13 protein-coding genes are annotated in these 13,811 nt (G+C 52.8%); 1 reads left to right on the top strand and 12 read right to left on the bottom strand.

The window, feature by feature from the left end; genetic code table 11:
• Positions 1-6: 6 nt before the first annotated feature.
• The 4 genes from LVJ88_RS10705 to lptM form a co-directional block, all read right to left on the bottom strand.
• A complete protein-coding gene (locus tag LVJ88_RS10705) occupies positions 7-579 on the bottom strand; it encodes a TMEM165/GDT1 family protein (RefSeq protein WP_054600475.1) in 573 nt (190 codons plus the stop codon).
• A gap of 376 nt (positions 580-955) precedes the next feature.
• Complete coding sequence (locus LVJ88_RS10700; RefSeq protein WP_085418365.1) at positions 956-2,503, bottom strand: AmpG family muropeptide MFS transporter; 1,548 nt, start codon at positions 2,501-2,503, stop codon at positions 956-958.
• A gap of 235 nt (positions 2,504-2,738) precedes the next feature.
• The gene (gene lysA, locus LVJ88_RS10695; RefSeq protein WP_085418367.1) at positions 2,739-3,959 is read right to left on the bottom strand and encodes a diaminopimelate decarboxylase; all 1,221 of its coding nucleotides are present in this window, start codon (positions 3,957-3,959) and stop codon (positions 2,739-2,741) included.
• Between the two features lie 2 nt (positions 3,960-3,961).
• A complete protein-coding gene (gene lptM, locus LVJ88_RS10690; protein WP_082403061.1) occupies positions 3,962-4,123 on the bottom strand; it encodes an LPS translocon maturation chaperone LptM in 162 nt (53 codons plus the stop codon).
• 75 nt (positions 4,124-4,198) lie between these two features.
• Here lptM and cyaY point away from each other — a divergent pair, with 75 nt between their 5' ends.
• Positions 4,199-4,525 (top strand): iron donor protein CyaY, encoded by a 327-nt coding sequence (gene cyaY, locus LVJ88_RS10685; protein ID WP_096777400.1) that lies wholly within the window; start codon positions 4,199-4,201, stop codon positions 4,523-4,525.
• A gap of 213 nt (positions 4,526-4,738) precedes the next feature.
• On the opposite strand, the gene LVJ88_RS10680 is transcribed toward cyaY, so the two are convergent.
• From LVJ88_RS10680 to def, 8 genes are all read right to left on the bottom strand, one after another.
• Positions 4,739-6,031 (bottom strand): prolyl oligopeptidase family serine peptidase, encoded by a 1,293-nt coding sequence (locus LVJ88_RS10680; protein ID WP_085418369.1) that lies wholly within the window; start codon positions 6,029-6,031, stop codon positions 4,739-4,741.
• Positions 6,032-6,392: 361 nt separating this feature from the next.
• Positions 6,393-6,878 carry a DUF4112 domain-containing protein gene (locus LVJ88_RS10675; protein WP_085418370.1) on the bottom strand — a complete coding sequence of 162 codons (486 nt, stop codon included), beginning with the start codon at positions 6,876-6,878 and terminating at the stop codon, positions 6,393-6,395.
• 249 nt (positions 6,879-7,127) lie between these two features.
• Positions 7,128-8,414 (bottom strand): sigma-54-dependent transcriptional regulator, encoded by a 1,287-nt coding sequence (locus LVJ88_RS10670; RefSeq protein WP_054600464.1) that lies wholly within the window; start codon positions 8,412-8,414, stop codon positions 7,128-7,130.
• A 5-nt stretch (positions 8,415-8,419) separates the two neighbouring features.
• The gene (locus tag LVJ88_RS10665; RefSeq protein WP_085418371.1) at positions 8,420-10,531 is read right to left on the bottom strand and encodes a sensor histidine kinase; all 2,112 of its coding nucleotides are present in this window, start codon (positions 10,529-10,531) and stop codon (positions 8,420-8,422) included.
• A 4-nt stretch (positions 10,532-10,535) separates the two neighbouring features.
• Complete coding sequence (locus LVJ88_RS10660; protein ID WP_085360510.1) at positions 10,536-11,129, bottom strand: DUF4390 domain-containing protein; 594 nt, start codon at positions 11,127-11,129, stop codon at positions 10,536-10,538.
• Positions 11,095-12,354: a 16S rRNA (cytosine(967)-C(5))-methyltransferase RsmB gene (gene rsmB, locus LVJ88_RS10655; RefSeq protein WP_085418372.1), complete on the bottom strand. Its 1,260-nt coding sequence runs from the start codon at positions 12,352-12,354 to the stop codon at positions 11,095-11,097. The genes LVJ88_RS10660 and rsmB overlap by 35 nt, the downstream gene beginning before the upstream one ends.
• On the bottom strand, positions 12,351-13,274 hold the full coding sequence (fmt, locus tag LVJ88_RS10650; protein WP_085418373.1) for a methionyl-tRNA formyltransferase: 924 nt from the start codon (positions 13,272-13,274) through the stop codon (positions 12,351-12,353). The genes rsmB and fmt overlap by 4 nt, the downstream gene beginning before the upstream one ends.
• A 27-nt stretch (positions 13,275-13,301) precedes the next feature.
• A complete protein-coding gene (gene def / locus LVJ88_RS10645; RefSeq protein ID WP_085356191.1) occupies positions 13,302-13,805 on the bottom strand; it encodes a peptide deformylase in 504 nt (167 codons plus the stop codon).
• Positions 13,806-13,811: the final 6 nt, after the last annotated feature.

Below are 13,811 nucleotides of genomic sequence, written 5' to 3'. Positions count from 1 at the left end.
CTGCGGCTACTGTAAAGCAATGCCGCCGCCAAGCAGGGTTAAGACGCCGAGTATACAGAAAGCGGCAGATGCACCCATGCGCAAGATTTGTGCGGGGATGCGTTTGATTAAGGCTTCTCCGAAATAAACGATCGGCACGTTGGCGAGCAACAGGCCGAGTACGCTGCCGGTAATTACCCAAAACATTTCTTGGTATTTCACCGCCATCACTATGGTGGCAACTTGTGTTTTATCGCCGATTTCGGCAATGAAAAACAAAATGGCGGTGGCTCCGAATGCGCCGTATTTCAGCCAGCGTTCGTTTAAAGCATTTATTTTGCCGGGCAGAAGCAGCCATAAGCCCATTACGATAAAACTCAGGCCGACGATCCATTTGACTGTTTGGGGAGAAAGGGTTTGAGCAAGCCAAATGCCCAAAACGGTAGATAAAATATGATTCAGCAGCGTGGCCATGAATATGCCCGCCACAACGGCGTTTTTCTGGGAAAAACGCGAAGCAAGCAACAAGGCCAGCAGTTGTGTTTTGTCGCCGATTTCGGTGGCGGCTATGCTGAAAGTAGATGAAACAAACGCTTCCATAAATCCCATATTCAACCCGTGCGGAGCATTCGGCAATGCAGTAACGGCCGCATAGCGCAAATAAATTTAACTTGCCGGGGCGTTGCTGCGCCTTAGCAAGTTAAGTTCATTTGACATAACGCCTGTTTGCCCGCTTTGGGCGGTGTGTGTGTTGATGTGTGAACAGTATTTGCTGTGCTGCAAAATTATAATAATGAGAGTATGCGCTGCGTCCGGCTCGGAGTGCCGTATGCAAAAATCATTTCTTCATGCGCATAAAGATAAAAAAATATGCAAAAAAGAAATGTGTTACGGCTTGGGGAAATACGGTCGGCTGCGCGCAAAACCGATGATTATAGGGCGGTTTGGCAGGGAAAACAATCCGCCCTCATGTTTTTCAGACGGCTCCGTTATCGGGGTGTGCTTTTTTGGCGAACAGTTGTTTTTCTGCCCAATATACCAACAGCAATACCGGCACGCCCATCAAGGCGGTTAGGGTAAAAAAGCCCGGGTAGCCGATGTTGTCGACCATTGCACCGGAATAACCGCCCAGCGTTTTGGGCAGCAGCGTCATCAGCGAGCTGAAAATAGCGTATTGCACGGCGGTGAAACGGATATCGGTAAGTGCCGATAAAAATGCCACAAACACCGCACCGGCCAATCCGGCGGCGAGATTATCGAAGCCGACCGCCAAATACATAAATACCACATCATGCCCGCGGTAGGCCAAAGCCACAAACATCAGATTGGTAAGTGCGGCAAGCACCGCACCGGCCATCATCATTTTCATCAATGGGAATTTTTGTGCCAAAAAACCGCCCAAAAAACCGCCCGCTACCGCCATGAACACACCGAATGTTTTAACTGCGGCGGCAATTTCTTCTTTGCTGAAGCCCATGTCTTGGTAAAACACATTGGAAATCACACCGGCTACGATATCCGAAATACGGTACACCCCGATTAATGCCAGCAGCAGCAAGGCCGATTTTCCGTAGCGTTGGAAAAAATCCGTTACCGGATGTACCCAAGTATCTACCGCCAACTGCTTCGGCACCAAACCGCTTTTCACGGTAACGGTGCCGACGGCTAGAGCCGCCAGTGTTGATGTGAGCAGCCTGAATGCTTCAATCAGCAGGCTCAACAACGGGCTGCCGCCTTTCGGCATTACCGTGCCCAGCTGGGAGAATGCCGCCACAAATGCCGCCACCGACAGCACAAACAGCAACAGCAGGCGCAAATTGTCGGCAGCGGGGCGGGAAGCCGTGTGCCGTGCCGACGATTCAGGCTCGCGTATCAACAGTGTGGTTAACACGCCCACACCCATAACGGCTGCCATAATCAAATAGGTTTGCTGCCATGCCGAATATACATAAGCCTGCTCGTGCGAACCGAGCCGTGCGGCCAAAAACAAAGCTCCCGCGCCGGCCACAATCATGCCCAGCCGATAGCCTGCATTATAAGTTGCTGCGGTTACCGACTGCATGGCTGTGTCGTCTCCCGCTATTTCGATACGGTAGGCGTCGATGACCACGTCTTGTGTGGCCGAAGAAAAGCCGAGCAACACTGCCGCAGCGGCCATTACCGTTAACGCTGCCGAACCTACCGGGTTCACCATGGCCATCCAGCAGATGGCGGCGATGATCATCAACTGTGCCAACAGCAGCCAGCCGCGCCGTTTGCCCAAACCGCGGGTTAACAGCGGCAGAGGAAGCGAATCAATTAAAGGCGCCCACACGAATTTAAACGAATAAGCCAAAGCCGCCCAACTGAACATGGTAACCGTATTGCGTTCCACACCCGCTTCACGCAACCAAAGCGACAGGCTCGAAAAAATCAGCAGCAGCGGCATGCCGGCCGAAAAGCCGAGAAAAAACATTGTGATTGCACGGCGGTCGGTGTATGCACTTGCGGCCGAGAGCCAGCTTTTAGAAGAAATCTGCGTCATATATACATTCAAACCGCATGGCTGCGGCTTTGGAAAAAAGAAAAACGTATTGTAGCAACGAAGTAAAGGTGCCGTCTGAAAAACTGAAACCTTTGCAAAACCCCATTTGCGGCGCATTTGTGCGTTGTGTGTTGCCGCATTTTGAACGGCATCCGCATTCGGGGGTAAAGGTCTCCAAACGGTTCAGACGGCCTCGATTGGACATTGATGGATTGAGAGAAATTCCGAACCGTGCTTACAGGCAGGCTTGCTCGTTGGCGAGCTGTTGTTCGACGGTTTCGCGGCGGCGGACGAGTTTGGCTTCCGAGCCGTTGATCAGCACTTCGGCGGCGCGGTTGCGGGTATTGTAGTTGCCGGCCATGCTGCTGGCGTAAGCACCGGCACTGCGCACGGCCAGCAGGTCGCCGGCCGCACATGCCAGCGTGCGGTTTTTGCCGAGAAAATCGCCGGTTTCGCACACCGGGCCGACGACATCGGCTGTGAACGGTGCTTCGTTGCCGGGTTCGACCGCCTCGATATGGTGGTAGGCTTCGTAAAGGGCAGGCCGCATAAGATCGTTCATGGCGGCATCGACGATGACGAAATTCTTTTCTTCGCCTTGTTTGACAAATTCGACACGGGTCAGCAGCGTGCCTGCGTTGCCGACCAAGCTGCGGCCGGGTTCGAGTATCAGTTTGAGCGGGCGGCCGTTCATGAGTTTGCCGACGGCTTCTGCATAGGCTTTTAAGTCGGGGACGGTTTCGTTGTCGTACACAATGCCTACGCCACCGCCCAAATCAATGTGTTCGAGCGCGATACCTTCTTCGGAGAGCCGGTCAACCAGCAGCAAAATGCGTTCGCAGGCTTCGACAAGCGGGCTTAAATCGGTGAGTTGCGAACCGATGTGGCAGTCGATGCCGACGATTTTCAGACGGCCTAATCCTGCGGCATAACGGTAAGCTGCCAAAGCATCGGCATAGGCAATGCCGAACTTGTTGGATTTGAGGCCGGTGGAAATATAAGGATGCGTTTTGGCATCGACATCGGGGTTGATGCGCAGCGAAACGGGGGCGGTTTTGCCGAGGCGTTCTGCTACGGCTTGGATGCGGTCCAGCTCGGGCAGGCTTTCTACGTTGAAGCACAATACGCCGGCGTTGAGGGCGAATTCGATTTCGGCTTCGCTTTTGCCGACGCCGGAAAAGATGGTTTTGCCGGCATCTCCGCCCGCGGCCAGCACGCGGGCGAGTTCGCCGCCCGAAACAATGTCGAAGCCGCTGCCGAGCGAGGCGAAATGTTTGAGTATGCTCAGGTTGCCGTTGGCTTTGACGGCATAGCAGATCAGCGGGCGCAGCGTTGAAAAGGCTTCAGTGTAGGCTTGGAAGGCTTCGGTGAGTGCCGATTGGCTGTATACATAAAGAGGGGTGCCGAATTCATCGGCCAAGCGGGTAAGCGGAATGTTTTCGCAGTGTAGGGTCATGATTATTGTGTGGGAGCGGTGGATTCTTTGGTTTCAAATTGCAGGCCGGTCTGTATCACGCCGAAGCGGGCTTTGTCGCCTTCTTTGGGCAGGTATAAATCACCTTTGTAGCCGCAGCCGCCGAGAAATAGGGCGGCCGACAACAAAAACAGGGCTGGTTTCATGATAATTCTTTCATCGCACGGGCGAATGTGGCAAGATTCGGTATCTTAAACAAAAACGCGCCAATGCACAAAGCCATCATGACAGAAAGCGAATTTTTACAGCATTCCGATGCTTTATTTACCCATATAGAAGATCAAATCGACGAAGGCGGCTGGGATTTCGACTGCCGTCTGAACGGTAATGTGCTCACCATCGAAGCCGATGACGGCACACAGATTATCGTAAACCGCCACACCCCCAATCAGGAACTGTGGATCGCGGCGAAAAGCGGCGGTTATCATTTTTCCGAACAAGGCGGGCAATGGGTGGCCACGCGCGACGGCAGCGAATTTTTTGCCGTGCTCAATCAGGCGTTAACCGCCGCCGCCGGTGAGGATGTCAGCATCAAGGCTTACCGCTGATTTAAATGCCGATATGCTCTGCCCGGTTTGACTCGGTTTTACAAAGGTTTCAGGCCGTCTGAAAGTATTCAGACGGCCTGCTTATTTGCTGTCGAGACCTTTGCCAACCCCTTCGTTTGCGGTGCGCCCGTTTGCCTATCTGTATGATGTCTGCACGCGCCGCACAGCTACGCCCTGAACCTGAAGGTTTGGCAAAGGTTTCTTGCTGCGTGTTTATGGCTTGCGCTGTTCAAACAGCCAATCGCGGATGCCTTCCACGGTGTAGGCGATGCGCCAAGTATGAACATGGTTGGCATGGGTGTTGTCGGTTTGGCCTGCGGGCACAACCGTACCTTTTTGCAAAACGGTGTAATGAATATTGGCGTTTTGGCTGCGCATGGCTTTGACTTCGGCATCAAGCTCGGCGGCGTTTGCCAAGCCGCTCCACATGTTACGCGCTACTTTGGCACCGTTTTTCTCCAGTGCTGCGGTAACGGCGTTCATGCCCGAATAGGCTTTTTCATCACCTTCGGCCACCATAATCCACATTTTGCTTTTGGCCATCGGTGCTACTTTGGCGGCATCCCATTGCGCCGCTACGATGTAGGAAGCGGCAAAAAAGTCGGGGTATTTGATGTTCATCGCCATTTCCATCATGCCGCCGCTGGATTGGCCCGTGGCATAAAGGCGGGAAGGGTCTATGCTGTATTGGGTTTGAAGGTGTTTGATCAGGTTGACCACCGTATCCAAATCTTTGGTGGCTTGGAATTTGTCGTTGATGATTTTATAGCCGAACTGCGGTGCCAAGACAAAGGCTTCGTGTTTGGCCTGCGATTCGGGGCCGGCCCAAACCACCGCGCCCAAACCCTGTTTCAGGGTGTTTTTCACGTCTTTGCCCGTTACGCGTGCATCGTGGAGAAACAACACGAGCGGATAAGATTTTTTCGGGTCGTAGTTTTTCGGCACGAAAAGATTGTAGTTAAGCGAAATGCCGGTTTGCGGATCGGCAAATTGGGCTTGTTTGAAATCGTCTACCACCAGATTCACGGCTTCTTTAGATTCTCTTTCTTTGCCGTCGGGAATAATCGTTTGGCCTGTCGTGCCGGCCACGTCGCCCGTTTGCGTGACTTTCAGTTCGGGGCGGCGGCGTATGATGTCGCGCCCTTCAACGCCGAAGGCCACGGCGTCTTCGTCGTTTTTAGACAGCTCCACCACCACAAATTTGCCGTCTTTGGCATCGGAAGCCGTTACGGGCGCATCGTTGCCGTATACTTTCGTAACCGTGCGGCCTGCTACGGCAAAATCTTCGGTATCGAGCGATTCATTGCTTATCGCTTGATCGTAGTGCACCACAGCGGCCGTAATTTTCTGGCCGTCTGAAAATACTTCGGTAACCGCAGTAACATCTTTAACCGAATCGGCCGTCGTGATGGTGGCGGCAGGTTTTGTTTGGGCGCTCATCATCTGGCAGCCGGACAATACCGCAGCGCATCCTGCGGCAGCTAAAGCAGTAGTGATTTTTTTCATAAGCAAGACTTTCGGAAAATCAGGCAGCCGGTTTGACAGGCTGTATGTCGGAAACGCACCGTGCGGCGGATATGCCGTCTGAAACAGAACCTTACTGCCTTTCAGTTACGGATATAAACCGTTTAACTATACTCAGCCGCCAAACATTTGTGTTTGTTTGTCGGCGGAGCGGTGGATTTATTGTGCTAAGCGTTGTTTCCGACAACACAACAGGCCGTCTGAAACCCTATTCAGACGGCCTATATGCCAACAAGTTTCTTAATTTCTGCTTTATATCATCAAAAAAGCATATTTCATCTTCGCCTGCGCTTTTGGCGCAAGGAAAAAGCGGCAATCCGATGCCTGTTTTCCGTTACCGCTGTCAAGCAAAAAGCGTCGGCAGCCAATGGTAAAGCCATACCATCAATGCCCACGACCATTTCAGCAGCAACACGATGCCCGCCAACAGCAGCAAAATGCCCACTGCCGCCATCGCCGCTCTGCGGTTTACTTGGCTGATCACGGCTTTGTCGCCCAAGGCGAAACCTTCAATCAGGGCAAAATTGCGCTTGTGCGATTTATTGATAAAGTCCAGTACGTCGCCCAAAAAAGGAATCAGGCCGATCAAGATGTCCATCAGGCTGTTGAACAGCACAACCACAGTCAATCTGGCCGAACGCAGTTTCACCGCCGCCAAATACAGAAACACGGCGTGAAAGCTTTGTGAAACCACATCGCCCGCCACGGGGATTAAACCCAGTATGCCGTCGATATAGTAGTCGTCAAGATAGCGGCTGATTTCTTTCGCCGCGTGATAGCTGCGGCTTCTTTGCAAAGCATTGTGTCTGATGGGGGTAGGATGGTTCATGATTATCTTTAGATTTATTTAAAACAAACAGTTGTGTGCGCCCAATATACGGCTAGGCGCAGCAACGCCTTAGTTATAGATTGCCGATGATTGAAGCCGCAATATTATTCACGCAACATCTGAGGCCGTCTGAATAAGATGACCGGCGGTAAAAATACAGAATATTCATAAAAATCCCCGAGCATGTTATCAAGCATGTTCGGGGATTTTGATAAGACACAGGAGGCCGTCTGAAATGTTCAGCGGGCTTTAATCGTCATTGGATTTGTCGCTGTTGCGGCGGGAGAAATTAATGCCCAGCTGTTTCAGTTTGCGGTAGAGGTGCGTTCTTTCCAAACCCACTTTCTGTGCCACGCGGCTCATGTTGTGGCTTTCTTGAACGATATGGTATTCAAAATAGCGTCGTTCCAACTCTTCGCGCAATTCACGCAAAGGCATATTGAAATTGAAACCGCCGACCATTTCCGAAACAGGCGCGTGGTTCATTTGCCCGCCCAGCACTGCATTAACGGCCTGCTCTTCCACCGCGCTGTTTTCGGCGGTGATGGCCAAATTTTTGACCACGCTGCGCAATTGGTCGAGATTGCCCGGCCAGTCGTATTGGCGCAGGATATTCAATGCACCGGTGCTGAATTTGACCAGCGGTATTTTTTGCGTTTCGGCCAGTTCGCTCAGAATTTGGTCAACCAAAAACACGATATCGTCGGCCTGATTACGCAAGGGCGGAATCTGAATCACACAAGCGGAAAGGGCTTCTTTCAGTTTGGTATCGATTATCGAATGTTCGGCCGATTCGTTTAAAGGGCGGCTGCTGGCGCAGATAATGCGCACATTGCTGCGTTCCGCTTTGGTCAGTAAAAAGGCGATACCTTGCTGGATGCTGCGGCTGTATTGGGCAATGTCGCCCAAATAGAGAATACCGCCGCCCGCTTTTTGCAAAAGCTCCAACGGAATATCGACGATGTGTTCGGTTTTGCCCGGCTCCACCCACGGCGTACCGTTTTTGTGGAAATAGCGCGCCACCAGTTCAAACGGAGAACCCGGTTCGCCCGAGAGCAGCACGGGTTTGTTTTGTTTAACGGCCGATTCCAGCACGCGGTTCAGTTCCTGCACGGAGGGGCTGTTGCCGAGTTTGTCGAGCGACAGGCCCGATGCCGCCTGCATTTCGCCGTATTTCAAGGCACGGTCGACGGTGCTGAGCAGTTTTTGCAGGGCGATGGGTTTTTCGAGAAAATCCAATGCGCCGATTTTGGTGGCTTCAACGGCAGTATCAATGCTGGCATGGCCGCTCATCATCACCACGGGCATATTGAGCTGGCCGTTTTTCGCCCATTCTTTCAACAGCGTGATGCCGTCGCAGTCGGGCATCCAGATATCCAGCAGTACCATGGCCGGGCGTGTTTGGTGGCGGAGCTGGCGGGCTTCTTCGGCATTTTCGGCAAGGGTTACGGTGTACCCTTCGTCTTGCAGAATTTCAGACAGAAGATCACGGATGCCGATTTCGTCATCAACAATTAAGATATCAGTACTGCGCATAATGTTTATACCAATCTGGGTAAGGCTATATTAACAGCCGCGCCGCCTTCCGGTGGGTTGGACAAGGTGATGCGGCCGCCATGTTCTTCGATAATTTTCTTTACCACGGGCAAGCCCAAGCCGGTGCCTGTGGGTTTGTCGGTAACATAAGGCTCGAAAGCGTGTTGCAGCATGTCTTTGCTGAAACTTTTGCCGTTGTTGCTCACGGTGAGCAGCACTTGGTTGTCGTCGGCAGCTTGCGTGGATACTTTTACCAGCGGGTAAGTTTCGCCTTCTGCGGCTTCGGCTGCATTTTTGAAAATGTTGTGCAGAACCTGCCGCATCGCGGTGGTATCGGCGGCGATTGAATAAGATATATTACTCAAATCGGCCTCGAATGTACACTTGCTGCCTTCGTATAGCAGCAAAACTTCTTCGATAATTTGGTTTAAATCAAGCTGTTCGAGTTTGAGTGCGGGCGCACGGGCATAGTTTCGGAAAGCTTCTACCATCTCTTTCAATGCCGCTACCTGTTTGACAATCGTGTCGGTAGAGCGCGTGAGAATTTGTGCGTCTTGACCGCTGAGCTTGTCATGCAATTTCCATGCCAATCTTTCGGCGGAAAGCTGGATGGGGGTAAGCGGATTGCGGATTTCATGAGCCAGCCGTTTGGCTACTTCGCCCCAAGCTGCTTCTTTTTGCGCTCTGACCAAAGCGGTAATGTCGTCAAACACCATCACGATGCCGTTATCGTTGTCGTCGGGCAAAATGGTGGCTTTGGCCAATAAAATGCGCGATTCGTCGGGTGCGGCATAGCTGAGCTGCACGGGTTTGTCGACGGGAGCGGTATCGATAATCGAGGCGAATGTTTCGGCCAATACGGCTTGCTGGGGCGATTGCCCGTGCCATTCATACCAGCTGGTGCCGACCATGCTTTCCAATGAAATACCGAATATTGCTTCGGCACTGTGGTTGTATGTTTTCAGACGGCCTTTGTCGTCTATGGTAACTACGCCGGTGGTCAGCGTTTCCAATACGCATTCCAAATAGTGGCGTGCGGCTTCTTGTTGCAGGCGGTTGCGTTCGTTGGCCGCTTGGGCAATGCTCAACTGCTCGGTCATGTGGTTGAACAGATGGGTGAGCCTGCCGAATTCGTCGTTACGGAAAATCGGCCGTTTTTGAGAGAAATCGCCTTGCGCCACCGCACGCGCGCCTTCTGCCAGCGAAAGCACCGGCTCGACAAAACGGCGGGCAAAATAAAGAGCCATTACCAATGCCAGCATAATGGCCAACAGGGTGGCCGCCAGCAGTGTAACGAGAAAGAACGTTTGCAGACCCTGCTTGGCATAGGTCAGCTCGGCATATTTGGCGCGTGCGGCTTCGATAAGTGTGGCATCTTCCGCCACGCCTGCGGGAACGGCCTGCCTGAAAAACAGCGCACGGGAACGGTTTTCGCCGTTGTCTAAAATCATCCAGCCTTGTGCGTATAAAACGTTATTGAGGTTTTCGATGCTGCTGGACGAGCCGGTGTTGGCGAGCATTTGGCGGGCGGAGTCGTCCAGTCGCGGAGCAGGCAGGTTTTGAACGTTGCGCACAACATCGGCCGTGTTGTTGTCGATATGGTAAACGGCGAGCTGATCAAAGCGTTCGCTTCCGGGCAGGCCTTTAAGCGTATCGGACAGGTTTTTGCCCAGAGAGGCTGCTCCGATTAAATCGATTTGAATGGGTACGGCTTGGCGGACGGCATTGTCGAGCGAAAGGTTCAATGCCGATTTGCTCAGATTCAAGCCGCGCTCCAAGGCTTCGTGCGTGTCGTTGCCGAACCATGAGTTGATGCTGTTGGAGATAAATTGGGCGGATACGCCGAACAAAAACAATCCCGGCAATACGGCAACCAATGTAAACATGCCGGCCAGACGGCGGGCGATTTGGGAACCGAACACGCCTTTGCGCAGATCGCGCAGCAGCAGGCGCACATAGCGCACCAGCAATGCCAACAGCACGGCGACCAAAGCACCGCTGGCGGCGATGATCCACCAGAAATAATGCCCCAAATCGCTGTCGTTTTCGGTTGCCAGCGTTAACACATACAGGGAAATGAAGGAAAGCAGTCCGGCAATCAGCAGAAAGTAACGCACGGCTTTACTCCTTCGTAACGGTTAGGGATTGCCAGCCGGAATCCAGTTGCCAGCTTTTGGAAGTGAGCGCGTTGATTTGAAAAGGTTTGGGGAGTTGCGATGTGCTTAACGACAACCGTATTTCGGCTTTGGTTTCTTTGGCGGTAACGCCGTTGAGTGCGCCGTTGGCCAGCACTTTCCAGTTGGCGACTGCGCCCACGCCGCGCAAAGCCGTATCCAAGCTGTTGTATTCGGTAGAGAAAGTGCCTACGGTTACGCGGTAGCGGTTGGTAAGCGGATGGTAGGAAAGTTTGTATTGAATGGTGTTGTCATGGCCGACCAGCTGCTCGAACTTGAAACGGTAGGCGGCAATTGTGGGGGCGGACAGTTGGTAATTCAGGGTGAAATTCAACGGCACGCCTTGATTGAGGGCCTGTTTGAGCTGGTCGGGCAGAACGGTTTTGAAGCGGCTGCTTACCGACATCTGCCCGGATGGGGTCAGTACGGCCTGCGAGCGGGTTGCACTTATCCCTTCTGCGGCCGTCTGAAAAGAAGCGGCCAGCAGAATGGGCAGTAACAGTAATTTACTGTTTTTCAATAAGTGCGTAATAAAAGCCATCTTGCTGTTTGTTGGGTAAAAGCACACGCGATTCGATGCAGCGGGCATCGGCATGGCGGTTTAAAAATTTATTCAGTTGCTGCTCGTTTTCTTCTACGAATACCGAGCAGGTGGCCAGCAGCATCCTGCCGTTTTTCGTCAGGGTCTGCCAGAGTGCGTCGAGAAGTGTTTCCTGTTGGCGCGCGGTTTTTACGGCATCTCCGGGGCGGCGCAGCCATCTGATGTCGGGGTTGCGTTTCAATACGCCGGAAGCGGTGCAAGGCACGTCGGCCAAGATGGCGTCGAAAGGCCGGCCGTCGTACCATTTGTGCAAATCGCGCGCATCGGCACATTGGAGTGATTCGGCTTGCACGTTTAATCTGTTCAGGTTGTCGGAAACACGTTTCAGACGGCCTGCGTCGATATCTAAGGCGGTCAGGTTGCAGTCGGCGAGTTCCAATATGTGGCCGGTTTTGCCGCCGGGTGCGGCGCAGGCATCGAGGATGCGTTCGCCGTTTTGCGGGTTCAGCAGATAGCCTGCTTGCTGTGCGCCGAAATCTTGTACCGATACGAGGCCGTCTGAAAAACCGGGCAGGCGGTTGACCGATACGGCTTCCGCCAACATGACGGCATAGTTGTCTAAAGCGGTGGCGGCGATGCCTTCTTGTGCCAACAGTTTCAGATAAGTTTGGGCGTCGCTTTTACGGCAGTTGACGCGCAATGTCATCGGCGGGTGCTGTTGCCATGCGGCCACCATGTTGTGCCAATGCTTCGGATAATGGTTTTGCAGATAGCGTATCCACCATTCGGGCAAATTGTATTTGGCAACATCGTTATGCTTGCAGCCGGCATTGAGCTTGTCGCGTTCGCGCAGGAAGCGGCGCAAAATGGCATTGGTAAACGAACGGTATTGCCCTTTGCCTATTTTGGCTGCGGTATCAACGGCTTCGTTTACTACGGCATGGGGTGCGTTAGTAGTGTGGTTCAGTTGGTAGAGTGCTGTAATCAGCAGGCTTTCAAGCTTAGGTTCGGTAATCGGCTTGTTCAACATTTTACCGAGCATATAATGCAAACTGCCGCCGTAACGCTGGCAACCGTAGGCAATATCCTGCAAGGCACCGCTTTCTTGGGCGCTTAAATCGGGATGGTCGGCCTTTATTTGCGCCAATACATCTTGCAGGTTTTGACCGGAAGCCACCGCGGTTACGGTGTCTGCCGCTAATTTTTGCGCCAAAGCCATGCTCACAGGTGTTCTCCCGCTTCTATACGGTTCCCCGCCGCAAACGCGGCGATGTCCATGCGCTTGCTGCCGGCCGGTTGCAGTTCGGTAATATTCAGTGCTTGTTGGCCGCACGCAACAATCAGGCCGTCTGAACGGCACTGCAATACCGTGCCCGGCTCTCCTTGCCGGTCAATCACTTCGGCGCGCCATATTTTTAAAGGTTTGCCCTGATATACAGTCCATGCAGCGGGCACGGGGTTGAATGCCCTGATTTTACGTTCGATAAGCTGCGCAGGTTCGTTCCAATCGATACGCGCTTCTTCTTTGTTTAATTTTTGTGCATACGTTACACCGTTTTCCGGTTGCGGGATGCTTTTCAGACGGCCTTCCTGATCTAAGCGTTGCAAATCAGCGACAATAGCTTGCGCCCCGATTTCAGCCAAAGCGTCATGCACGTTTGCCGCAGTATCGGTGCTTTGAATGGCATAGCGGTGTTCGCTGACGACATTGCCCGTGTCCAATCCCGCATCCATCTGCATAATGCACACGCCTGTTTCGGCGTCTCCCGCCTCAATGGCACGCTGTATAGGCGCGGCTCCCCGCCAGCGCGGTAAGAGAGAGGCGTGAATATTCAGGCAGCCGTGCTTGGGAATATCCAGCACGGCTTGAGGCAGAATCAGGCCGTAAGCCGCCACCACCATCACATCGGCGTGTTGTTTGCGCAACAGTTCCTGAGCGTCTTCATGGCGAAGGCTTGGCGGCTGGGCTACGGTTAAACCCAAGTTAAGCGCCGTTTGCTTTACGGGGCTTGGCTGGAGCTGCATGCCCCGTCCTTTGGGGCGGTCGGGCTGGGTAAGCACCAGAGGGATTTCAAACCCGGCCTCGGCGATGGCCGATAAGGCGGAAGCGGCAAAATCGGGCGTGCCGGCAAAAATAACTTTCATAAGATAAAAGGCCGTCTGAACAAAAGGTTATAGATTGTGCTTGGCGCGTTTTTTCAATTTGGTTTTGATTCGGTTCTGTTTTAATGTAGATAGATATTCTACAAATACTTTTCCGGCCAAGTGATCAAGCTCGTGTTGGATACAGATAGCCAGTAAGCCGTCTGCTTCAAGAGTAAATTTTTCGCCCTTTTCATTTAGGGCTTCAACGGTAACGCGTTCGGCGCGGGTTACGGTGTCGTAGATGCCGGGCACGGACAAACAGCCTTCTTCGTATGTTGTTTCGCCGTCTTTATGGGTAATGATGGGGTTGATAAAAACGCGCGGTTCGTTTTGCTCTTCCGACAAATCCATAACCACCACACGTTCGTGCACGTTTACCTGAGTTGCGGCCAAGCCGATGCCGCGTGCTTCATACATGGTTTCCAGCATGTCGCCTACCAACGTTTGAATGCGCTCATCAATTTCCGCAACGGGTTTCGCAACAATATGCAGGCGTTCGTCGGGATACTGGAGTATGTTAAGTAATGCCATAATTTA

The sequence above is a fragment of the Neisseria dumasiana genome, assembly GCF_022870885.1.
Classification (GTDB): domain Bacteria; phylum Pseudomonadota; class Gammaproteobacteria; order Burkholderiales; family Neisseriaceae; genus Neisseria; species Neisseria dumasiana.
The sequence above is the reverse complement of the archived record's forward strand: the minus strand, read 5'-3'. Positions and strand labels throughout refer to the sequence as shown.

Excerpts from the sequence above, each read along its gene's own strand:
- LVJ88_RS10705 (WP_054600475.1), bottom strand. The coding sequence starts at position 579 with ATGGAAGCGTTTGTTTCATCTACTTTCAGCATAGCCGCCACCGAAATC.
- LVJ88_RS10700 (WP_085418365.1), bottom strand. The coding sequence starts at position 2,503 with ATGACGCAGATTTCTTCTAAAAGCTGGCTCTCGGCCGCAAGTGCATAC.
- lysA (WP_085418367.1), bottom strand. The coding sequence starts at position 3,959 with ATGACCCTACACTGCGAAAACATTCCGCTTACCCGCTTGGCCGATGAA.
- lptM (WP_082403061.1), bottom strand. The coding sequence starts at position 4,123 with ATGAAACCAGCCCTGTTTTTGTTGTCGGCCGCCCTATTTCTCGGCGGC.
- LVJ88_RS10680 (WP_085418369.1), bottom strand. The coding sequence starts at position 6,031 with ATGAAAAAAATCACTACTGCTTTAGCTGCCGCAGGATGCGCTGCGGTA.
- LVJ88_RS10675 (WP_085418370.1), bottom strand. The coding sequence starts at position 6,878 with ATGAACCATCCTACCCCCATCAGACACAATGCTTTGCAAAGAAGCCGC.
- LVJ88_RS10670 (WP_054600464.1), bottom strand. The coding sequence starts at position 8,414 with ATGCGCAGTACTGATATCTTAATTGTTGATGACGAAATCGGCATCCGT.
- LVJ88_RS10660 (WP_085360510.1), bottom strand. The coding sequence starts at position 11,129 with ATGGCTTTTATTACGCACTTATTGAAAAACAGTAAATTACTGTTACTG.
- fmt (WP_085418373.1), bottom strand. The coding sequence starts at position 13,274 with ATGAAAGTTATTTTTGCCGGCACGCCCGATTTTGCCGCTTCCGCCTTA.
- def (WP_085356191.1), bottom strand. The coding sequence starts at position 13,805 with ATGGCATTACTTAACATACTCCAGTATCCCGACGAACGCCTGCATATT.